Here is a 21,160-nt window from a genome sequence, read left to right on the forward strand (position 1 = left end):
GCCTCACCTCCGGTGGGGGTGGCGGCGGAGGCGGCGGCGTCGGTAGCGCGGGCGGCACCGGCGGCGCGGGCGGCTCCGGCGGGGTTGGCGGACAAGGAGGTGGCCTCGACATCGCCGGACTGGTCACTGGCACGGGCGGTACCGGTGGGGCCGGCGGCGAAGGCGGGCGCGGCGTCGGCGCGGGCAGTACCGGCGGGGCCGGCGGACAAGGAGGTACCGGCGGCACCGGTACCGGAGTCGGTGGCATCGGCGGCGGCGGCCGCGGCGGAGACGGCGGGGCGGGCGGCATGGCCTTCGCCGGGGGCACCGGCGGCGATGGCGGCGCCGGCGGTAGAGGCGGTGACGGAACCGGAGGCAGCTCCGTCATCCTCGGACAGGGGGCACTCGGCGGTGGCGGCGGCACCGGTGGCGTCGGTGGCACCGCCGACGGTGCCGTCGACGAAGGCGCCGACGGCTACAACGACGTCACCGGTGGTGCCGGTGGTGTGGGCGGGGCCGGCGGCGATGCGACCACTTCCACCCAGGGCACAGCCATCGGCGGCTGGGGCGGGACCGGCGGAGCCGGCGGCGTGGCACACCCCGGCGCCAGTGGGGTCGGCGGGGTGGGCGGCGCTGGGGCCGATACCGTCGACGGCGCCGGCGCCGCTGGCGGTCCCGGCGGCCCGGGTGGCGCGGACGGCACGCCGGGCACCCCGGGCACGCCCGGCTGAGCGCGCGGAGGGGAAACCCCCGCTCAGTCCAGTCGGGCCATCCAGCCGTGGGTGTCGGCGAAGGTGCCGCGCTGGATTCCGGTCAGGGTGTCGCGCAGTGCCATGGTGACCTCGCCGGGCTGACCGTCGGCGATGGTGAACTCGCCTTCGGCGGACTTGACCACCGACACCGGGGTGATGACGGCGGCGGTACCGCAGGCGAAGACTTCCGTGATCTCACCGGAGGCGGCCTTCTTCTGCCATTCGCTGACGTCGAGCTTGCGCTCTTCGACGGCGAAACCGGCATCGGTGGCCAACTGCAGCAACGAATCCCGGGTGATGCCGGGAAGCAGTGAGCCGGACAGCTCTGGGGTGACCAGTCGTGCCGATCCCCCGGTGCCGAACACGAAGAACAGGTTCATGCCGCCCATCTCTTCGACGTAGCGCCGTTCGGCGGCATCGAGCCACACCACTTGGTCACAGCCGTTGTCGGCGGCCTGCGCCTGGGCGACCAGCGATGCGGCGTAATTGCCACCGAACTTCGCGGCGCCGGTGCCACCGGGGCACGCGCGGACATACTCGGTGGACAGCCACACGCTGACCGGCTTGATACCGCCCTTGAAGTACGCCCCGGCCGGCGAGCCCATCACCAGGCAGCGGTACTCGTTGGCCGGGCGCACCCCCAGCCCCGGCTCGGTCGCGAAGACGAACGGACGCAGGTACAGCGACTCCTCGCCGCCCGGCGCGGGAACCCATGACGCGTCCACCGCGATCAGCTGCCGCAGCGATTCGATGAACAGATCGTCGGGCAGCTCCGGGATGGCCAGCCGCCGCGACGAGGCGCGCATCCGCGCGGCATTGGCCTCCGGCCGGAACGAGACGATCGATCCGTCGGTCCAGCGGTAGGCCTTGAGGCCTTCGAACACCTCTTGCGCGTAGTGCAAGACGATGGCCGAGGGGTCCAGTTCGATGGGCCCGTAGGGAATGACCCGCGCGTTGTGCCAGCCCGCGTCCACGGTGTAGTCGATCGACACCATGTGGTCGGTGTGGTATTTACCGAAACCCGGTTCCGCCAAAATGGATTCGCGTACCTCGTCGGGCGTCGGGTTCGCGGTGACCGACACGTGAAACTCGAGGACGCTGCTTGTCATGCAGCGATTGTATAGCCGGTGCGCTAGCGGGTTTTTGCCGTCACGAACGGGGGCGTCACCACTTCGCATTCGACGGCGCGGCCTCGCACGTCGACGGCCAGTCGCGCGCCGTCTTCGATCCCGGCATCGGTGTCGATCAGCGCCAGCGCAATACCGGCCTTGAGGGTCGGTGAGAATGTCCCCGACGTGGTGACCCCGACGCGGCGGTCGCCGTCGAGCACGGCCAGATCGGCGCGTAGCACTCCCCTGCCGGTGGCCCGCAGCCCGCGCAGCAGACGGGCCGGACCTGCGGCCTTCTCTGCCAGCAGCGCGTCGCGGCCGAAGAACGAGTCCTTCGTCCAGCCGATCGCCCAGCCACACCGGGCCTGCAGCGGCGAGATCTCCGGTGACAGTTCGTGCCCGTGCAACGCGTAGCCCATCTCGGTCCGCAGGGTGTCGCGGGCGCCCAGGCCCGCCAACTCGCCCCCCAGCTGCTCGACCGCCGCCACCAGTGCGTCGAACACCACCGGCGCCACATCCCAGGCGGGCAGCAACTCGTAGCCGTGCTCGCCGGTGTAGCCGGAGCGGCAGACCCGGACCGGCACCCCGGCGTAGTCGGCGTCGGCGAACGCCATGTAGTCCATCTCGGTGGGCAGCCCGAGACCGGCCAGCACCTCCGTGGAGCGGGGTCCCTGCACGGCCAGCACCGCGCGTGACCGGTGCTCGTCGGTGATCGTCACGCCGGCGGGCGCCACGTCGCGCAGGGCGGTCACCACGGCGGCGGTGTTGGCGGCGTTGGGCACCAGAAAGATCTCGTCGTCGGCGACGTAGTAGGCGATCAGGTCATCGATGACGCCACCACGCTCGTTGCAGCACAGGGTGTACTGCGCCTGGCCGGGAGCGATCCTGGTCAGGTCGTTGGTGAGCGTCGCGTTGACGAAGGCCGCCGCTCCCGGTCCGCGAACGGTCGCCTTGCCCAGGTGGCTGACATCGAACAGCCCCACGGCGTCGCGGGTGGCGGTGTGCTCGGCGATGGTGCCGGCATAGGACACCGGCATGAGCCAGCCGCCGAACTCGGCGAAGCTGGCGCCCAAGGCGCGGTGACGGTCTTCCAGGGGTCCGTGTTGCAGTTCGCTCACGTCGAGCCACCCTAATCGGCACACTTGTCTAAATGGTGGACTGGGATGCGCTCGAAGCCGGCGGTATCGCTGACGCGAGGGACCGTGCGGGCCTGGTCCAATACCTCGACCACCTCGGTTTCACCACCGAGCAGATGATCGACGCCGAGCGCCGAGGTCGGCTGTTCGGCCTGGCCGGCGACACGGTGGGCCAATCCGGACCGCCGGACTACACGTTGCGCAGCGCCGCCGACGCGTTGGGCGTGTCGGTGGGCGATGTCGCCCAGGCGTGGCGGATGCTCGGGCTCAGCGTTCCCAGCCCCGACGCTCCCGCGCTGAGCCAGGCCGACGTGGACGGGCTGGCCACCTGGCTGCAGATGCGCTCCGTACTGGGGGAACCGGTCGACGGATTCCTGCGGGTTCTCGGCGCCACCATGGCACGGCTGGCCGAAGCCGAGTCGTCGATGATCCGGCTCACCCAGCCCGACATGTGGTTGGGGCACACCGGCGACGAGCTCACCACCGCCCGGGCCTGGCGCTCGGTCGCGGCCTACATCCCGCGTATCGGCGCCATGATCGACGCCGTCCACCGCCAACACCAGGTCAGCCATCGGACGTTCCTGGAAGGACTGGCCGGGGGGCCGTCGGCGAGCATCGTGTGCGGCGTGGGATTCGCCGACCTGACCGGTTTCACCGCGCTGACCCAGGTCCTGACGTCGGCGGAGCTGGCCACGCTGTTGACCGACTTCGCCGGCACCGTCGCTGACGTCGTGCACTGCGATGGCGGCAGGGTGGTCAAGTTCATCGGTGATGCGGTGATGTGGGTGAGCGCGACCGGCGAGCTGCTGGCCAAGGCGGCGGTGGATCTGGTCAACCACCCCAAGGCCCGTGCAGCCGGGCTGCGGGTGCGCGCCGGCGTGGCCTACGGCGAGATGATCGCCATCAACGGCGACTACTTCGGCAATCCGGTCAACCTGGCGGCGCGGCTGGTGGACGCGGCCGCGCCCAATCAGGTGTTGGCCTCGACCTGCGTCCGCGATCAGCTCCCCGGCTGGCCGGCCACTCTTCAGGAACCGTTGACGCTCAAAGGCTTCGACGAGCCGGTCCCGGCATACGAGCTACATTCGGCCGCCGATCGTTAGGGTGGGTGCCGTGAGCACCGATCCCGGATACCCTGTCCCCTCCGTCACCGTCGCCGAAGCGCTGCCCAGCGATGCCGACGCGGCCGTCCTGATCGTGGGTATCGTCGCCGCCGACGACGACTCCGAGGCCGAAGGTCCGGCGGTCGCCGCGACCGAGCCGGCGCTGCCTGCCGACGCGGTCGCTGAGATCGAGGCCGGGCTGCGCGCACTGGGCGCCAAGGGCGGCAGCGAGCAGGTCAACCGGCTGGTGGTGGCCTCGCTGCCGGTGGCCAGCGTGATCACCGTGGGGTTGGGCAAGCCACGCGAGTCCTGGCCTGCCGACACGGTGCGCCGGGCCGCCGGGAACGCGGCGCGTTCACTCAACGGCACCGCCGCGGCGATCAGCACGTTGAGCGGGCTGCCCGGTGAGGGGGTGCTCGCCGCCGGCGTCGAAGGACTGCTGTTGGGCGGCTATCGATTCACCGCATTCCGCAGCAGCAAGACCGCCCCGAAGGAACCGGGCCTGCAATCGGTGACCGTGCTGTCCACCGCGGACGATGCCCAGGCACAGGCCGCCCGCGGTGCCGACATCGCCGCCGCGGTGGCCACTGCCCGCGACTTCGTCAACACCCCGCCCAGTCACCTGTATCCGGCCGAGTTCGCCGATCGCGCCAAGGCGCTGGGCGAAGCCGCCGGCCTGGAAGTCGAGGTGCTTGACGAGCAGGCGCTCGCCGAGGCCGGCTACGGCGGGGTGATCGGGGTGGGCCAGGGCTCGGCGCGCCCGCCGCGTCTGGTGCGGTTGATCCACCGTGGCTCGCGCCTGAGCGACGACCCGAGCGGCGCAAAGAAGGTGGCGCTGGTGGGCAAGGGCATCACCTTCGACACCGGTGGCATCTCGATCAAGCCGGCCGCCTCGATGCACCACATGACTTCCGACATGGGCGGGGCGGCCGCGGTGATCGCCACTGTCGTGCTGGCTGCCCGCCGCGGTCTGCCGATCGACGTCACGGCCACGGTACCGATGGCCGAGAACATGCCGTCGTCGACGGCGCAGCGCCCCGGCGATGTCCTGACCCAGTACGGCGGCATCACGGTCGAGGTGCTCAACACCGACGCCGAGGGGCGGCTGATCCTGGCCGACGCCATTGTTCGCGCCTGCGAGGACGATCCGGACTACCTCATCGAGACCTCGACGCTGACCGGCGCGCAGACGGTGGCCCTGGGTGCCCGCATCCCGGGGGTGATGGGTTCCGACGAATTCCGCGACCGGGTGGCATCCCTGTCGCAGGCCGTCGGTGAGAACGGCTGGCCGATGCCGTTGCCCGACGAACTCAAGGAAGACCTGAAGTCGACGGTCGCCGACCTGGCCAATGTCAGCGGTCAGCGTTTCGCCGGCATGCTGGTGGCCGGCGTGTACCTGCGCGAGTTCGTGGCCGACGGAGTGGACTGGGTGCACATCGACGTGGCGGGTCCGGCGTACAACTCCGGCGGGCCCTGGGGCTACACCGGCAAGGGCGGGACCGGGGTGCCGACCCGCACCATGTTCGCGGTTCTGGAGGATATCGCCGCGAACGGCTAGGGCCGGCCCACGGGTCAGGCGTTCTCGGTGGCCGCGACCTTCGGCGCGGGCCGACACGGGCTCTCCACGCCCCGCTGAAACGACAGCGCCATGCTTTGAACCAGCATCAACGCCGCGAAGACGGCCACCCACAGCCAGGCTTCGGCCGAGCTGAGGTGTGAGGCCACATCGGTTTTCGGCAGCGCGGACATGGAGCGCATGATCGCGGCGATGATGACGACGGTGCTCAGGTACGGGAACACCGTTCTGATGCGCGCCGCCACGGGGCCGATCGAGATGTCGCTGCGCCGGCGGCGGCGGCCGCGCAACCACGCGAGGGCACAGATCACCGCGATGGCTCCGGTAATGGGCAGCGACAATCGGTTGGCGTCGTCCCACAGCGGCTGCAGTGGCCGGCGGCTCTGCGGGTCACCGAGCGCCAGGGCGAGGTCGGTCAGCGTCGCTTCGACGAAGAACACGGCGATCGGCGGGACCAACACGGCCACGATGAACACGCAGTGCCGAATGAGCGCGCCGTCGCCTCCGGAGACGAACTGCACGATGGCGTACAGCAAGACGTAGAGCGAGGCCACAAACGATATGCCGCCCAACAGTTCTGCCGAGGTGGCCCGGCCGCCGGTCACCGCGCAGCCCTGTTCCCCGGCCAACAGGCTGTATTGCACCGCCGTGAGGAACAACCCCAGGAATGCGTTCATCAGCGCGATGCCGGTGAGGGTCTCGTGCGCCACCTCACGGCGGTCCGGTGGACCGTCACTGCGGCGGCGGTAGGCACGATCGAGCACCAGATTGATGACCACGAAAGCGAAACCAGCCAGCAGACCAGCCAGTTGGGCATAGTTGCGGGCGACGATGGATATGTCGAAGCCGGTCCACATCTCACAGGCTCCGGCGATCAACTCAGCGGGCATCCGCGAGATATTAGTGAGGCCGCGCATGCGGCAACGGCGCTTTTGCCGACGAGCCTGCACCCTTTACCCCACCACCTCGGTGAAGGCCCGAGGGCCACCTCGATGTGTGTCGATAACGCAGCAATGACAGGATGGTTTTCGGCAGTCCACCTGGGCGCCGCCCTCGCCCCGCCACTGACGTGGTATCCAGGGGAAGACGTGCAGCGACCGATCGAGCGAGGAGTCAACAACGATGGCCTTCTCAGTCCAGATGCCCGCCCTCGGTGAGAGTGTCACCGAAGGAACGGTCACCCGCTGGCTCAAGCAGGAAGGCGACACCGTCGAGGTCGACGAGCCGCTCTTGGAGGTGTCCACCGACAAGGTCGACACCGAGATCCCCTCGCCGGTGGCCGGCGTGCTGACCAAGATCATCGCCGAGGAGGACACCACCGTCGAGGTCGGCGGCGAGCTGGCCTTGATCGGTGAGGCGGGCGAGAAGGCCGAGTCCTCCGCCCCGCCGGCGGCCGAACCCGAGCCCGAACCCGAACCCGCGCCCGCCGAACCGGCTCCCGCAGCGCAGGCGCCGGCTGCTGAGGCGCCGGCTGCCGCGGACTCCTCCGCCGGAGACGGCACACCGGTGCTGATGCCCGAGTTGGGCGAGTCGGTCACCGAAGGCACCGTGACGCGCTGGCTCAAGCAGATCGGTGACAGCGTCGAAGTCGACGAGCCGCTGGTGGAAGTCTCCACCGACAAGGTCGACACCGAGATCCCCTCGCCGGTGGCCGGCACCCTGCTCTCGATCACCGCCGGTGAGGACGCCACCGTCGAGGTCGGGGGCGAACTGGCCCGGATCGGAACGGGCTCCCCCGCCGCGGCCACCGAGTCGGCGCCCGCGCCTGCACCGGCTGCTGCGGCGCCCGCCGCCGAGCCGGCCCCTGAGCCCGCGGCTCCAGCTCCGCAGCCCGAGCCCGAGTCCAAGCCCGCGCCGGCACCTGCCGCTCCCCCGGCACCGGCACCGGCGCCGGCACCGGCCCAGCCCGCCGCAACCGAGGCAGCCGACGGCGACGGCGACGGCGCACGCTATGTGACCCCCCTGGTGCGCAAGCTCGCCGCCGACAACAACGTCGATCTGGCCCGGGTGACCGGCACCGGCGTCGGCGGGCGGATCCGCAAGCAGGACGTCCTGGCCTTCGCCGCGCAACAGGCCGAGCAGCAGAAGGCGCCGGCGGCCCCGGCGCCGGCTCAGCGTCCCGCGGCCGCGGCCCCCAGCCCCGCGCTGGCCCACCTGCGCGGCACCACCGCCAAGGCCAATCGGATCCGTCAGATCACCGCCAAGAAGACCCGCGAATCCCTGCAGGCCACGGCGCAGCTCACCCAGACCCACGAGGTCGACATGACCAAGATCGTGGCGTTGCGGGCCAGGGCGAAGGCTGCGTTCGCCGAGCGCGAAGGCGTCAACCTGACCTATCTGCCGTTCATCGCCCGCGCGGTGATCGACGCGCTGAAGGCACACCCCAACGTCAATGCCAGCTACAACGAGGACGCCGGGGAGATCACCTACTACGACGCCGAGCACCTCGGTTTCGCAGTAGACACCGAGCAGGGTCTGCTGTCGCCGGTGATCCACAATGCCGGGGATCTGTCCCTGGGCGGACTGGCCCGGGCCATCGCCGACATCGCGGCGCGGGCACGTTCGGGCAACCTCAAGCCGGACGAACTGTCCGGGGGCACCTTCACGATCACCAACATCGGCAGTCAGGGCGCGCTGTTCGACACGCCGATTCTGGTTCCGCCGCAGGCCGCCATGCTGGGCACCGGCGCGATCGTGAAGCGCCCGCGGGTGATCGTCGACGAGGCCGGCAATGAGTCGATCGGCGTGCGCTCGGTCAGCTACCTGCCGCTGACCTACGACCACCGTCTGATCGACGGCGCCGACGCCGGACGTTTCGTGACCACGATCAAGAACCGGCTCGAAGAAGGTGCGTTCGAGGCAGACCTGGGTCTCTGACGGCCCGGGGGGCTTGCGATGAGCTACAGGAGGATTCAGCGGTGAGCCAGCCGATCGTAGCGATCGCCGGTTCGTCCGGGCTGATCGGCACGGCGCTGGTCTCGGCGCTGCGCGCTGCGGGCTATCAGGTGTTGCGGATCGTGCGGCGGGCACCGGCGAGCGCCGGCGAGCTGCAATGGGACCCCGAGGCCGGTGACATCGACGTCGCGGCACTGGCCGGCGTCGACGCGGTGGTCAACCTGTGTGGCGTCGGGATCGGCGACCGGCGCTGGTCGGGGGCGTTCAAGCAGAGCCTGCGCGACAGCCGGATCACCCCGACCGAGGTGCTGTCCGCTGCCGTGGCCGACGCCGGCGTGCCGGTGCTGATCAATGCCAGCGGTGTGGGCTATTACGGCGATACCCGCGATCGCATCGTCGACGAGTCCGCCTCCGTGGGAACAGATTTCCTGGCGCAGCTCGCCCGGGACTGGGAAGGCGCCACCGCGTCCGCCCAGGACGCCGGCACCCGTGTCGTTCTGGCCCGCACCGGCCTTGTGCTGTCGGCCTCCGGCGGCGTCTTGGGCCGGCTGCGGCCACTGTTCTGGTTGGGTCTGGGAGCACGGATCGGCAATGGTCGGCAGTACATGTCGTGGATCAGCATGGAGGACGAGGTCCGCGCACTTGTGTTCGCCATCACGCAGGACACGTTGTCCGGACCGGTGAACCTGACCGGGCCGGCGCCGGTGACCAATGCGGAGTTCACCACTGCGCTGGGTCGCACCCTCAACCGCCCCACCCCGTTGCTGCTGCCGGGTTTCGCGGTGCGTGCCGGGCTTGGCGAGTTCGCCGACAGCCTCCTGGGCGGGCAGCGCGCGATCCCCGACGCCTTGGAGCGGGCCGGCTTCCAGTTTCGGCACAACACCATCGGAGAGGCGCTCGCCTACGCGACCGCGCGTCCGACCCCGGTCTAGGGCCGGCACACCGAGTAACCTGCGAGCATGGTGTCTATCCGATCCAGCAGTGCGCCGATCGATGTACGCCAACTGGGCACCGTCGACTATGAGGCCGCCTGGCAGCTCCAGCGTGAGCTGGCCGAGGCCAGATCGGCTGGTGGACCCGACACGCTGTTGCTGCTGGAACATCCCGCGGTCTACACCGCCGGGCGCCGCACCGAACCGCACGAGCGTCCTATGGACGGTACCCCGGTGGTCGACACCGACCGGGGCGGAAAGATCACCTGGCACGGCCCGGGTCAGCTCGTGGGTTATCCGGTGATCGGACTCGCCGAGCCTCTGGATGTAGTGAATTACGTTCGACGCCTTGAAGAATCACTGATTGAGGTGTGTAACACGCTGGGCCTCAACACTGTTCGGATCGACGGCAGGTCGGGCGTTTGGCTGCCGCCGGGCGCGGGCCGCCCGGCCCGCAAGATCGCCGCGATCGGTGTGCGGGTGGCCCGCGCGACCACGCTGCACGGATTCGCACTGAATTGTGATTGCGATCTCAGTGCGTACGGCTCGATTGTCCCGTGCGGGATCACCGACGCCGGTGTGACGTCGCTGTCCGCGGAGTTGGGCTTTGCGACCGGCGTCGACGACGTGCGGGAGGCGGTGGCCCGAGCCGTCGTTGACGCGCTCGACGGCGTGCTACCGGTGCGCGAGCACTCCGAGCCGCGCGTACCATCGACCCCGTGAGCGCCGTCGGAGAAGGCCGTAGATTGCGACGTGCCGAGGCACGCAACGCCGAGACGCCGATCGAACGCAAGCCGCCGTGGATCAAGACCCGCGCCCGCATGGGACCGAGCTACACCGAGCTCAAGGTCTTGGTGAAGAGCGAGAAGCTGCATACGGTCTGCGAAGAAGCGGGGTGCCCCAACATCTACGAGTGTTGGGAGGACCGGGAAGCCACCTTCCTGATCGGCGGCGAGGTCTGTACCCGCAATTGCTCGTTCTGCCTGATCAAGTCGGGCAAGCCGCCTGAGTTGGATCGCGACGAGCCGCGCCGGGTCGCCGAGAGCGTGCAGACGATGGGACTGCGGTATTCGACCGTGACCGGTGTGGCCCGCGACGACCTGCCCGACCAGGGCGCGTGGCTCTATGCCGAGACCGTGCGTGCCATCAAAGCCCTCAACCCCTCGACGGGCGTCGAGCTGTTGATCCCCGACTTCGGTGGACGCCCCGACCTGCTGGGCGAGGTATTCGACTCGCGCCCGGAAGTGCTGGCCCACAACGTCGAAACCGTGCCGCGCATCTTCAGGCTGATCCGGCCGGGGTTCACCTACGAGCGCAGCCTCGACGTGTTGACCCAGGCCCGCGATGCCGGGCTGGTGGCCAAGAGCAACCTCATCCTCGGCATGGGCGAGACCCCCGAGGAGATCCGGGCGGCGCTGGCGGACCTGTACAACGCGGGAGCCGAGCTGGTCACCATCACCCAGTACCTGCGCCCCACCGAGCGGCATCACCCGATCGACCGCTGGGTCAAGCCCGAGGAGTTCGTCGAGCACGCCCGCTACGCCGAGGAGTTGGGCTTTGCCGGGGTGATGTCCGGGCCGCTGGTGCGTTCGTCGTATCGGGCAGGGCGGCTCTACCAACAGGCTCTGGAGAACCGGGCACGTCGCGAACAGGCTCCCGCCTCAGCCCACAGCTGACGCCCCGGCTGCCGGTGAGTCCGGCTGCGTATCCTTGGTAGCTATGCCCAGACCGCGCAATACCGCCGAGAACAAGGCTGCCCGGGCCGAAGCGAAGGCCGCCCGCAAGACCGCCAGCAGGCAACGCCGTGCCCAGCTGTGGCAGGCCTTTCAACTGCAGCGCAAAGAGGACACGCGGCTGGTGCCGTACATGGCCGGCGCATTCGTGCTGGTCGCCGGGCTGACGACGGCGCTGGCACTCAACGGCGGCACGTTCGCCAAGGTCACGATGATCCCGCTGGGCCTGGTGCTGGGCGCACTGGTGGCGTTTGTGATCTTCGGACGCCGGGCGCAGCGTTCCGTGTACCGCAAGGCGGAGGGGCAGGCCGGGGCCGCGGCCTGGGCTCTGGACAACCTGCGCGGCAAGTGGCGGGTGACTCCGGGGGTGTCGGCCACCGGTCAGCTCGACGCCGTTCACCGGGTGATCGGCCGCCCGGGCATCATCTTCGTGGCCGAAGGTTCAGCCAGCCGGCTCAAGCCCTTGCTGGCCCAGGAGAAGAAGCGCACCGCCCGGCTGGTCGGTGACGTGCCGATCTACGACATCGTGGTGGGCACCGGTGAGGGCGAAGTGCCGCTGAGCAAGCTGGAGCGCTACTTGACCAAGCTGCCGGCCAATATCACCACCAAGCAGATGGACTCGCTGGAGTCGAAGCTGGCTGCGTTGACCTCGCGGACCGGGACCGCGGCCATGCCCAAGGGGCCGTTGCCCGGCGGCGCGAAGGTGCGCGGCGTCCAGCGCGCGGTGCGTCGCCGGTAGTCCGAGTCGACAGCGGGCGCAGCGGTGGCCCGCCGCCCGTAGATTCAGCGGCTGCGCACCACAGCGGTGGCGGTAGCCCGATCCTGCAGGCCGCGGCCGTCGGCGTCGGCGAACAATGCCGGTACCACCAGGGCGATCATCAGCCCGCGCACCGTGGCGCGGCCCAACCCGACTCCCAAGCCCGGACCGTCGACCGGGACCACGCGTAGCCCGCAGGCGTATTGGCCCGGCGTGAAGCCGAACAGTCGCACGGCGGCGACGCCGAGCACCAGCCAGACGCCCAGCACCACGGTTGCCAGGTATTCCGGGGTCACCAGACCCGCGGCCACGCCCAGACCGGCCAGCCCGTAGCCCACCATCCAGTCCAGGGCCAGGGCCACCATGCGACGACCCATCGGGGCCAGGGAACCGGGGCCGCTTTCCGGCAGGCCGAGTCGCTGCCCTGGTGCGCTGTCGGAGGGGCGTGGCCCGGCCGATTCCGGCCCGGACAGCCACGAGGAGAACGTGCGGCTCATGGCCCCTACGATAGGCGGGCGGCCAATTCGACCCGGCGTCAACCGGTCCGGGCGCCGTTGCGTAACGTCAGCGTCGGCCACCCCAGGGCCCACCGGGGCCACCGACTGAGGAGCGAATTTCTGTGACCGACAAGACTGCTGACGACATTCTCAAGCTCGTCGCGGATGAGAATGTGGAGTACGTCGACATCCGCTTCTGTGACTTGCCAGGTCAGATGCAGCACCTGTCGATTCCGGCGGCGGCGCTGGACGCGAGTGTGTTCGAGGATGGGCTGGCATTCGATGGCTCGTCGATCCGCGGATTCCAGTCGATCCACGAATCGGACATGATGCTGCTCCCCGACTTCGCCACGGCGCAGATCGATCCGTTCCGGGCGGCCAAGACGCTGAACCTGAACTTCTTCGTCCACGACCCCTTCACCCGTGAGCCCTACTCCCGCGATCCGCGCAACATCGCCCGCAAGGCCGAGAACTACCTCGCCAGCACCGGGATCGCCGACACCGCCTACTTCGGCGCCGAAGCCGAGTTCTACATCTTCGACTCCGTCAGCTTCGACTCCCAGGTCAACGGTGCCTTCCACAAGATTGATGCGGCGTCGGGCTGGTGGAACACCGGCCGCAGCACCGAGCCCGACGGCAGCCCCAACCTCGGCTACAAGGTCCGCCCGAAAGGCGGCTACTTCCCTGTTGCGCCCAACGACCAATACGTCGACCTGCGTGACGTCATGTCCACCAACCTGACCAACGCGGGCTTCACCGTCGAACGCGGTCACCACGAGGTCGGCACCGGCGGCCAAACCGAGATCAACTACAAATTCAACACGCTGCTGCACGCCGCCGACGACGTGATGTTGTTCAAGTACCTCATCAAGAACACCGCTTGGGCGCACGGCAAAACCGTCACCTTCATGCCCAAGCCACTGTTCGGCGACAACGGCTCGGGCATGCATGTGCATTTGTCCTTGTGGAAGGAGGGCGCGCCGCTGTTCTACGACGAGGCCGGCTACGCCGGACTGTCCGACATTGCGCGGTACTGCATCGGTGGCATCTTGCACCACGCCCCCTCACTACTGGCCTTCACCAACCCCACCATCAACTCCTACAAACGCCTGGTGCCCGGCTACGAAGCCCCCATCAACCTGGTCTACAGCCAGCGCAACCGCTCCGCCTGCGTGCGCATCCCCATCACCGGCACCAACCCCAAGGCCAAGCGCCTGGAATTCCGCTGCCCCGACTCCTCCGGCAACCCGTATCTGGCCTTCGCGGCCTTGTTGATGGCGTGTGTGGACGGCATCAAGAACAAGATCGAACCCGCCGCCCCGGTCGACAAGGACCTCTACGAACTGCCGCCCGACGAGGCCGCCCAGATCGCCCAGGCACCCACCTCACTGGCCCAGGTGATCGACAACCTCGAAGCCGACCACGAGTACCTCACCGAAGGCGGCGTGTTCACTCCCGACGTGATCGAGAATTGGATCCGTTTCAAGCGCGACAACGAAATCGCCCCGATCAACCTGCGCCCGCACCCCTACGAGTTCGCCCTCTACTACGACTGCTGAGGTCTGGACGCCCGGGACTCCGGGCCTGGCTATCCCCCGTTGCGGGTTGATCCACGCTGGAAGCGCAGGAGCGCATCAATCGTGTCCTGATGTACCGGATTTTCGGCGAGCTGGCTGACCCGCCGGACGGTTCTGGTTCGATCGCCGCGGTCCGGGCTGCGGTGTGGAAGCTGTTGCGGATCACCCCGCGCGAGATCACCCGCCGCTGGCGTCTGACCGCCCGGCCCAAGCCGACGGTCCCTGCCCCCGAAGAACTCCTGCGCGGCGACACCGATCCACCCTGAGCAGGCGCCTGATGCCCCCAATTGCCAGCCAGAATCTGCGCGTTTCCTATGAATTTGCCGCAGACGGCTAACAATTCCGGTTGCGTACCCAAGGAGGAATTCTCGGCACGCGCGAGGGCTCCGGAATTTCGGAAAGTCGACTGAAAACACATCTGCGACATCACTTTTGATGACCAGGCGGGAACGCAAAGTGGCCTGGTCAGCAAGCCGAGATGACGGTGCACGGTTCAGTTCGATGTTGGCGGCCGGATTCCGGATAGGCCCCGACGCCGCTCGACGGTAATGGCGGTTACCAAGGCACAAAACATGTTATTGACCTGAAAAAACAGTCGATGTATTTTATCGCCAGATCAGTGAAATCCCAGCCAATGCGGCGCTGGGGTCGCGTGAGAAAAGGACCGGCCATGACTGACCGCAGGTTGCTCCCCCTAGCTTGTGCGCCCTTGCTGATCGCCGGTACCGGACTCCCCGCAACCGTCGCGGCGCAGGCGCCTCAGTCGGTGTCGGCACAGGTGGTCCTGCTCGACACCGAGGGCTGGGGCATGGGCGGCAGCGGCACCCCGATCCCCTCACAGGCGCTCATCGACGCCATCAGCGAGCGGTACCTCATGCCGGCCTCACCTCTGTTTCCCGGCCAGCCGATCTTCCCGGTCGACTCGGTGCATCCCCTGTTCACCCCGGAGGGCCTCTACCCGCTGACCGGCGTCAAGTCGCTGGTCTTGGACCAGTCCCTGGCCCAGGGCGTCCAGATCCTGGACCACACCATCAAGGAGCGGCTCGCGCTCGGGCATGACCTGGTGGTGGTGGGCGGCTCCCAGAGCTCCACGATCGCATCCCTGGAAATGCGGAACCTGCTGGCACTCCCGCCCGACCAGATCCCCACATCCGATCAGCTGTCGTTCGTGCTGCTGGTCGACCCGAGCAACCCCAACGGCGGTCTGCTCTCGCGCTTCGGCGACCCAAGCCTGCCGGAACTGAGCATTCCGAGCATCGGGGTCACCTTCAGCGGCGCCACCCCGTCGGACACTCCGTGGGACACCGCCATCTACAACATGGAGTACGACGGATTCTCGGACTTCCCCCGCTACCCGCTCAACTTCCTGGCCGACCTCAACGCGGTCTTGGGTATCGCCTTTGTGCACGGCACCATCCCCTACCTCACCGACGAACAGATCGCCCAGTCCGTTCTGCTGCCGGTCTCAGACGGCTACGCCGGAAACACCGACTACTTCATGATTCCCACCGAGAACCTGCCACTGCTGGAGTTGCTGCGGGCCGTTCCCTTCCTCGGCGATCCACTGGCAGACCTGATGCAGCCGGCCTTGCGCGTGCTGATCAACCTGGGCTACGGCAGCATCGAGAACGGTTGGGATCCAGGACCGGCCGACCTGTCCACGCCGTTCGGGTTGTTCCCGACGAACATCGATCTGGGCGATGTCCTCACGGCGCTGGGCAACGGTGTCGAGCAGGGCTGGAACGACTTCATCCACGATCTGGGCTCGCTGCCCAGCCTGCCCGAGGCCCTGGCGAACAGCGCGTCGGTGCTGGACACCTTCGCCGGCGGCGTGAACGCCTTCTCCGCGGACCTGTCCACCCTCTACTCGACTCTGCTGCCGATCACTGACCTGGTCAACGCCATGCTCACCACTTTGCCGGCGTACAACATCAGCCTGTTCGCGCAGGAACTGGCCGCCGGCGACCCGCTCGACGCGCTCCTGATGCCGCTGGCCGCCGATACGGGGCTCGTCACCGCCGGGATCGGCATCGGCGCGCTGAGCGTGCTGTCAGCCCTGATGTCGCTGTAACGCCGCGGTCGCTGGTGGTCACTCCACCGCGTCGCGCGCCCACGACGGAGTGATGAACACCCCGTCGGCCTCTACGGTGACTCCCGAGGCGTCTGAGATATGACCGCGGACATACGTTTTGACACCTTCCTTGCGGTAGATCGTGGCCTCGGCACGCAACGGCCCCAAGGGCGTGCCGCGCAGATATTTCACCGTGATCGTGCCGGTGTAGAGCGGCTTGGTCAGGCCGTCGCTGGCCGCCTCACCGAGCACATGGTCCAGGACCAGCGCGCTGACGCCACCGTGTACCAGCGACGGTGGGCCCTCATACGCTGCGCCCAGGTGAAAATCGCTCCAGCAATGCCCGTTCTCCCCGTGCTGGATCACCAGCGGCGGGGCGACCGGATTGCGCAGCCCCACAACGGCATTTCCCCACGCCAGCGGCCTACCGTCGACAACGTAACGCAGGCCGGGCGAGTCACTGAGATTGCCGGCGCTGAGCCGGGCGGTCAACGCCTGTACCTGTTCGGTGACCTCCCGGGCCGTGTCGTCGTCGGCCTGGGTGCGGATGGTGGCATCGATCAGGTCGCGTACCGCCTGGGCCAGCGGCCCGTAACGCTGCACCAGCCGCCCGCTCTCGTCGACGCTGATCGTCGGCACGTCCGAGCGGTCCCTGAAATCCACCAACGCGTTCTCCTTCAGTCTCCGAATACCTTGCGTGTCACGATCTTCGCGCGTCGTGTCACACGCAAATAGTTGTCCAGGAACTCCCCGCCGTCCCCGCCGGGCCAGCCGGCCGCCACCGCCACCGCGTTGAGCGCGCGGCCCGGCCCGGGCAGCTGGTCGGTGGGTTTGCCCCGCACCAGGACCAGTGCGTTGCGGGCGCGGGTTGCCAGTAGCCACGCCTGCCTGAGCCGGTCCACGTCATCGTGCGCGAGAAGTCCGGCGGCGGCGATGGCGTCCAGGGTTTCCAGCGTTGAGGTGTTGTGCAGCTCGGGAACATGGTGGGCGTGGCGCAGCTGCAGCAGCTGCACGGTCCATTCGACGTCGGCCAGCCCGCCGCGTCCCAGCTTGGTGTGCGTATTGGGATCGGCGCCGCGGGGCAACCGCTCGGCATCGACGCGTGCCTTGATGCGGCGGATCTCGCGCACCGCCTCAGCGGACACCCCGCCGGGTGGATACCGGGTGGCGTCGACCATCCGCAGGAACCGTTGGCCCAAATCGGGGTCGCCGGCCACGCTGTGCGCCCGCAGCAATGCCTGAATCTCCCAGGGCTGCGCCCACTGGGCGTAGTAGGCCTCGTACGACGCCAGGGTGCGCACCGGCGGGCCGTTGCGGCCCTCGGGGCGCAGGTTGATGTCGACCTGCAAGGGCGGATCGTTGCTGGCGGTTCCCAGCAGCGCGCGGACCTGCTCGGCGATCGAGGTGGCCCAGCGCACCGCGTCGGATTCGGTCGCCCCGGCCGCCTTCTCGTTGACCTCGCACACGAACATGACGTCGGCGTCCGAGCCGTAGCCCAGTTCCCGTCCGCCGAGCCGGCCCATACCGATCACCGCGATCCGCGCCGGGGGTTCCTTCACCTCGTCGCCGGCCATGTTGACGCGAATGATCGCCTCCAGCGCAGCCTGCAGCACCGCCACCCATACCGCGGTCAGCGCGCGGCAGACATCGGTCACTCCAAGCATGCCCAGCAGGTCGGCCGAGGCGATGCGGGCCAGTTCGTGGCGACGCAGGCTGCGGGCGGATGCGATCGCACGCACGGGGTCGGGATGACGGCCCGCCGAGGCGATCAGCGCCCGCGACACCGCCTCCGGCCCGGTGTCGAGCAACTTGGGCCCGGAGGGGCCGTCGCCGTAGGCCTGGATCACATCGGGCGAGCGCATCAGCAGTTCCGGGATGTAGGCGGAGGTCCCCAGCACCCGCATCAGGCGCTTGGCCACCGCGCTGCTGTCACGCAGAGTGCTCAGGTACCAGCGGTTCTGGGCCATCGCCTCGCTCAGCCGCCGGTAGGCCAGCAGGCCCGCATCGGGGTTGGGCGTGCTTGACAGCCAGTACAGCAGCTTGGGCAGCAGTACCGCCTGCACCCGACCCCGGCGGCCACTTTGGTTGGTCAACGCGCCCAGATGCGTCAGGGCGTTGTGCGGCGCCTCATAACCCAGGGCCGCCAGCTGCCGCTCCGCGGCGCCCGGGGTGAGCCCGCCGGCCATCTCCAGCCCCGCCGGACCGACAGCTTCGAGCAGCGGCTGATAGAAGAGCTTGGCGTGCAGGCGCGACACCCGCCTGTTCTGCGCCTTGAGCTCTTCACGAAGTACGCCCAAGGCGTCGTGGCGGCCGTCGGGCCGCACGTGCGCGGCCCGGGCCAGCCAACGCAGCGCCTCGTCGTCGTAGGGGGGCGGCAGCATGTGGGTGCGCTTGAGCCGCTGCAGCTGCAGCCGGTGTTCCAACAGGCGCAGGAACTCGTAGGAGGCGGTCAGGTTGGCCGCATCGTCGCGGCCCACGTAGCCGCCGGCACCCAAGGCCGCCAGCGCATCGACCGTGGACGCCACGTGCAAGGTCTCGTCACCGCGGCCGTGCACCAGCTGAAGCAGCTGCACGGCGAACTCCACATCGCGCAAGCCGCCCGATCCGAGCTTGAGCTCGCGCGAGCGGATGTCGGCCGGCACCAGTTGCGCCACTCGTCGCCGCATCGCCTGCACGTCGACGACGAAATCCTCACGCTCGCAAGCGGTCCAGACCATCGGCAGCATGGCGTCGATGTAGGCCCGGCCCAGCTCGGCGTCACCGACTGCGGCGCGCGCCTTGAGCAGGGCCTGGAATTCCCAGGTCTTGGCCCACCGGTGGTAGTAGGCGATGTGTGATTCCAAGGACCGCACCAGCGCGCCGTGGCGGCCCTCGGGCCGCAACCCGGCATCGACTTCGAAGAACGCCTCGCCGGCCACCCGCATCAGCTCGCCGGCGACCCGGGTGCTCACCGCGTCGGCCTCTTCGGCCACGAAGATCACATCGACGTCGCTGACGTAGTTGAGTTCCCGCGCACCGCATTTGCCCATGGCGATCACGGCGATCCGCGGCGGGGTGACATCGCTGCCACACACCCGGATCTCGGCCACCCGCAGGGCGGCCGCAAGCGCGGCGTCCGCAAGGTCTGCCAGGTGCTCCCCGACCGCCACGAAAGGCAGCACCGGCAGATTCTCGACGGTCGGCGCCAGGTCGATCGACGCCAACACCAGTAGCCGATCGCGGTACAGCGACCGCAACCGCTCCACGTAGGCGCCGTCGGTGACGGCGGCGACGCCGTCGGCGAGCATCGCACGCAGTTCGGCCGCTGACGGCAGCGCGATCGTGTGGTTACCGGAATCCTCCGGACTGGCCAGCAGCTTCCAGGATTCCGGGTGGGCGATCAGGTGATCGCCCAGGGCCAGAGACGCTCCCAGTACCCCGAACAGGCGCCCCCGCAGGCCTTTGTCGGCCATGAGCGCCGCGCTCAGCTCAGGCCAATCGATGCCCGGGGTCTCGGAAAGCCGGACCAGCGTGCGCAATGCCGCGTCGGCGTCGGGTGCCCGCGACAGTGCCCAGAGCACATCGACGTGCGCTTGGGTGTAGGCGCTGTACCAGCCCAGCGCGGTCAAATCCGCTTCGGCGTACCGGTCGACCAGACCGAGGCGCCCTACGCTGGGCAGCTTTCGGCGCTGAGATCCGGGATACGACACGAATAGGGCTTACAGCGCCAAGTAGTTCTGCAGTTCGTAAGGGGTCACGTGGCTGCGGTAGTTCGCCCACTCCTGGCGCTTGTTGCGCAGGAAGAAGTCGAAGACCTCCTCCCCCAACGCTTCCGCCACCAGTTCGGAGTTCTCCATCTCGCTCAGCGCGCGCTCCAGGGTGCCGGGCAGTTCCTTGTAGCCCATCGCCCTGCGCTCCTCGGGAGTCAGCGCCCAGACGTTGTCCTCGGCCTCCGGGCCCAGTTCGTAGCCCTGCTCGATCCCGCGCAGCCCGGCCGCCAACAGCACCGCGAAGGCCAGGTAGGGATTGCACGCCGAGTCCGGGCTGCGCACCTCGATGCGCCGCGACGAGGTCTTGTGGGGGCTGTACATCGGCACCCGCACCAGTGCGGAGCGGTTGGAGGCACCCCACGAGGCAGCGGTGGGGGCTTCCCCACCGTGGATCAGACGCTTGTAGGAGTTCACCCACTGGTTGGTGACGGCGCTGATCTCGTTGGCGTGCTCGAGAATTCCGGCGATGAACGACTTGGCGGTGTCCGACAGCTGCAGCGGGTCATCCGGGCTGTGGAAGGCGTTGACCTCGCCCTCGAACAGGCTCAGGTGGGTGTGCATGGCAGAGCCGGCGTGCTCACGGAACGGCTTGGGCATGAACGACGCCCGGACGCCTTCTTTGAGGGCGATCTCTTTGATCAGGTAGCGGAACGTCATCACGTTGTCGGCCATCGACAGCGCGTCGGCGTAGCGCAGGTCGATCTCCTGCTGGCCCGGGGCGTTCTCGTGGTGGCTGTATTCCACCGAGATGCCCATGGACTCCAGCGCGTCGATCGCGTGCCGGCGGAAGTTGGCGGCCGAGCCGTGGATCGACTGGTCGAAGTAGCCCGCGTCGTCGGCGGGAACCGGGGTGCTGCCGTCGTAGGGACCGGGTTCGAGCAGGAAGAACTCGATCTCGGGGTGCACGTAGCAGGCGAAACCCATCTCCGCGGCCTTGCCCAGCTGCCGGCGCAACACGTGGCGCGAGGACGCCCATGCCGGTGATCCGTCCGGCATGGTGATGTCGCAGAACATCCGCGCGGAGTACTGCCGACCCGAGTCCGAGGTCCACGGCAGCAGCTGGAAGGTGGAGGGATCGGGATGGGCGACCATGTCGGATTCGAAGACCCGGGCAAAGCCCTCAATGGCCGAACCGTCGAAGCCGACGCCTTCATCGAAGGCGCCCTCGAGTTCGGCCGGGGCGATCGCCACCGACTTCAGATAACCGAGTACGTCGGTGAACCAGAGCCGGACGAAACGGATGTCGCGTTCCTCCAGCGTGCGGAGCACAAACTCCTTCTGACGGTCCATACCG

At 68.6% G+C, this 21,160-nt stretch carries 17 protein-coding genes and 1 pseudogene; 11 read left to right on the top strand and 7 right to left on the bottom strand.

The genetic code is table 11. The features are described 5' to 3' along the window. Window positions 1-710 (top strand): annotated as a pseudogene (locus tag BST15_RS23070) (hypothetical protein); the annotation flags it as partial. A gap of 23 nt (window positions 711-733) precedes the next feature. Here BST15_RS23070 and BST15_RS12160 read toward each other — a convergent pair. Together BST15_RS12160 and gcvT are read right to left on the bottom strand one after the other, a co-directional pair. Continuing rightward, window positions 734-1,840, bottom strand: a complete 1,107-nt coding sequence (locus BST15_RS12160; protein ID WP_046191292.1) for a branched-chain amino acid aminotransferase — start codon at window positions 1,838-1,840, stop codon at window positions 734-736. Window positions 1,841-1,863: 23 nt separating this feature from the next. Next, the gene (gcvT, locus tag BST15_RS12165) at window positions 1,864-2,958 is read right to left on the bottom strand and encodes a glycine cleavage system aminomethyltransferase GcvT (RefSeq protein WP_046191291.1); all 1,095 of its coding nucleotides are present in this window, start codon (window positions 2,956-2,958) and stop codon (window positions 1,864-1,866) included. 32 nt (window positions 2,959-2,990) lie between these two features. On the opposite strand from gcvT, the gene BST15_RS12170 reads away from it, so the two are divergent. Together BST15_RS12170 and BST15_RS12175 are read left to right on the top strand one after the other, a co-directional pair. After that, window positions 2,991-4,079 (top strand): adenylate/guanylate cyclase domain-containing protein, encoded by a 1,089-nt coding sequence (locus tag BST15_RS12170; protein ID WP_046191290.1) that lies wholly within the window; start codon window positions 2,991-2,993, stop codon window positions 4,077-4,079. Window positions 4,080-4,089: 10 nt separating this feature from the next. Continuing rightward, a complete protein-coding gene (locus tag BST15_RS12175) occupies window positions 4,090-5,637 on the top strand; it encodes a leucyl aminopeptidase (RefSeq protein ID WP_046191295.1) in 1,548 nt (515 codons plus the stop codon). Window positions 5,638-5,651: 14 nt separating this feature from the next. Here the strand turns inward: BST15_RS12175 and BST15_RS12180 are convergent, their stop codons facing one another. Continuing rightward, on the bottom strand, window positions 5,652-6,545 hold the full coding sequence (locus tag BST15_RS12180; RefSeq protein ID WP_052751536.1) for a hypothetical protein: 894 nt from the start codon (window positions 6,543-6,545) through the stop codon (window positions 5,652-5,654). 232 nt (window positions 6,546-6,777) lie between these two features. Here BST15_RS12180 and sucB point away from each other — a divergent pair, with 232 nt between their 5' ends. From sucB to BST15_RS12205, 5 genes are read left to right on the top strand one after another with little or no spacing between them, the layout of a single operon-like run. Then, window positions 6,778-8,532 (top strand): 2-oxoglutarate dehydrogenase, E2 component, dihydrolipoamide succinyltransferase, encoded by a 1,755-nt coding sequence (sucB, locus tag BST15_RS12185; protein ID WP_083070973.1) that lies wholly within the window; start codon window positions 6,778-6,780, stop codon window positions 8,530-8,532. Window positions 8,533-8,573: 41 nt separating this feature from the next. Further along, window positions 8,574-9,482, top strand: coding sequence for a TIGR01777 family oxidoreductase (locus tag BST15_RS12190; RefSeq protein ID WP_046189889.1), 909 nt, complete (start codon window positions 8,574-8,576; stop codon window positions 9,480-9,482). Window positions 9,483-9,509: 27 nt separating this feature from the next. Next, a complete protein-coding gene (gene lipB / locus BST15_RS12195; RefSeq protein WP_046189888.1) occupies window positions 9,510-10,205 on the top strand; it encodes a lipoyl(octanoyl) transferase LipB in 696 nt (231 codons plus the stop codon). After that, window positions 10,202-11,158 (top strand): lipoyl synthase, encoded by a 957-nt coding sequence (locus tag BST15_RS12200; RefSeq protein ID WP_046189887.1) that lies wholly within the window; start codon window positions 10,202-10,204, stop codon window positions 11,156-11,158. The genes lipB and BST15_RS12200 overlap by 4 nt, the downstream gene beginning before the upstream one ends. A 43-nt stretch (window positions 11,159-11,201) precedes the next feature. Further along, window positions 11,202-11,954, top strand: a complete 753-nt coding sequence (locus BST15_RS12205; RefSeq protein WP_046189886.1) for a DUF4191 domain-containing protein — start codon at window positions 11,202-11,204, stop codon at window positions 11,952-11,954. A gap of 44 nt (window positions 11,955-11,998) precedes the next feature. On the opposite strand, the gene BST15_RS12210 is transcribed toward BST15_RS12205, so the two are convergent. After that, window positions 11,999-12,469, bottom strand: coding sequence for an RDD family protein (locus tag BST15_RS12210; protein WP_046189885.1), 471 nt, complete (start codon window positions 12,467-12,469; stop codon window positions 11,999-12,001). Between the two features lie 122 nt (window positions 12,470-12,591). On the opposite strand from BST15_RS12210, the gene glnA (BST15_RS12215) reads away from it, so the two are divergent. The 3 genes from glnA (BST15_RS12215) (at window position 12,592) to BST15_RS12225 (ending at window position 16,117) form a co-directional block, all read left to right on the top strand. Beyond that, on the top strand, window positions 12,592-14,028 hold the full coding sequence (glnA, locus tag BST15_RS12215) for a type I glutamate--ammonia ligase (RefSeq protein ID WP_046189884.1): 1,437 nt from the start codon (window positions 12,592-12,594) through the stop codon (window positions 14,026-14,028). Between the two features lie 89 nt (window positions 14,029-14,117). Beyond that, entirely contained in the window at window positions 14,118-14,312 is a 195-nt protein-coding gene (locus BST15_RS12220; protein ID WP_046189883.1) for a hypothetical protein, read from the top strand. 404 nt (window positions 14,313-14,716) lie between these two features. Further along, window positions 14,717-16,117 carry a PE-PPE domain-containing protein gene (locus BST15_RS12225; RefSeq protein WP_046189882.1) on the top strand — a complete coding sequence of 467 codons (1,401 nt, stop codon included), beginning with the start codon at window positions 14,717-14,719 and terminating at the stop codon, window positions 16,115-16,117. An 18-nt stretch (window positions 16,118-16,135) separates the two neighbouring features. Here BST15_RS12225 and BST15_RS12230 read toward each other — a convergent pair whose 3' ends face one another. The 3 genes from BST15_RS12230 to glnA (BST15_RS12240) are packed head-to-tail and all read right to left on the bottom strand — an operon-like array spanning window position 16,136 to window position 21,156. Next, entirely contained in the window at window positions 16,136-16,783 is a 648-nt protein-coding gene (locus BST15_RS12230; RefSeq protein ID WP_052751355.1) for a PaaI family thioesterase, read from the bottom strand. Window positions 16,784-16,794: 11 nt separating this feature from the next. Next, window positions 16,795-19,806 (bottom strand): bifunctional [glutamine synthetase] adenylyltransferase/[glutamine synthetase]-adenylyl-L-tyrosine phosphorylase, encoded by a 3,012-nt coding sequence (locus tag BST15_RS12235; protein ID WP_046189881.1) that lies wholly within the window; start codon window positions 19,804-19,806, stop codon window positions 16,795-16,797. Between the two features lie 9 nt (window positions 19,807-19,815). Continuing rightward, a complete protein-coding gene (gene glnA, locus BST15_RS12240) occupies window positions 19,816-21,156 on the bottom strand; it encodes a type I glutamate--ammonia ligase (protein WP_046189880.1) in 1,341 nt (446 codons plus the stop codon). Between the last annotated feature and the right edge of the window lie 4 nt (window positions 21,157-21,160).

Source organism: Mycolicibacter arupensis (genome assembly GCF_002086515.1).
Classification (GTDB): Bacteria; Actinomycetota; Actinomycetes; order Mycobacteriales; family Mycobacteriaceae; genus Mycobacterium; species Mycobacterium arupense.

What these genes read in the sequence shown, in the direction of transcription:
- BST15_RS12160 (WP_046191292.1), bottom strand. Translation starts at nt 1,840, where the DNA reads ATGACAAGCAGCGTCCTCGAGTTTCACGTGTCGGTCACCGCGAACCCG.
- BST15_RS12170 (WP_046191290.1), top strand. Translation starts at nt 2,991, where the DNA reads ATGGTGGACTGGGATGCGCTCGAAGCCGGCGGTATCGCTGACGCGAGG.
- BST15_RS12210 (WP_046189885.1), bottom strand. Translation starts at nt 12,469, where the DNA reads ATGAGCCGCACGTTCTCCTCGTGGCTGTCCGGGCCGGAATCGGCCGGG.
- sucB (WP_083070973.1), top strand. Translation starts at nt 6,778, where the DNA reads ATGGCCTTCTCAGTCCAGATGCCCGCCCTCGGTGAGAGTGTCACCGAA.
- BST15_RS12220 (WP_046189883.1), top strand. Translation starts at nt 14,118, where the DNA reads ATGTACCGGATTTTCGGCGAGCTGGCTGACCCGCCGGACGGTTCTGGT.
- glnA (WP_046189880.1), bottom strand. Translation starts at nt 21,156, where the DNA reads ATGGACCGTCAGAAGGAGTTTGTGCTCCGCACGCTGGAGGAACGCGAC.
- BST15_RS12225 (WP_046189882.1), top strand. Translation starts at nt 14,717, where the DNA reads ATGACTGACCGCAGGTTGCTCCCCCTAGCTTGTGCGCCCTTGCTGATC.
- BST15_RS12180 (WP_052751536.1), bottom strand. Translation starts at nt 6,545, where the DNA reads ATGCCCGCTGAGTTGATCGCCGGAGCCTGTGAGATGTGGACCGGCTTC.
- BST15_RS12205 (WP_046189886.1), top strand. Translation starts at nt 11,202, where the DNA reads ATGCCCAGACCGCGCAATACCGCCGAGAACAAGGCTGCCCGGGCCGAA.
- lipB (WP_046189888.1), top strand. Translation starts at nt 9,510, where the DNA reads ATGGTGTCTATCCGATCCAGCAGTGCGCCGATCGATGTACGCCAACTG.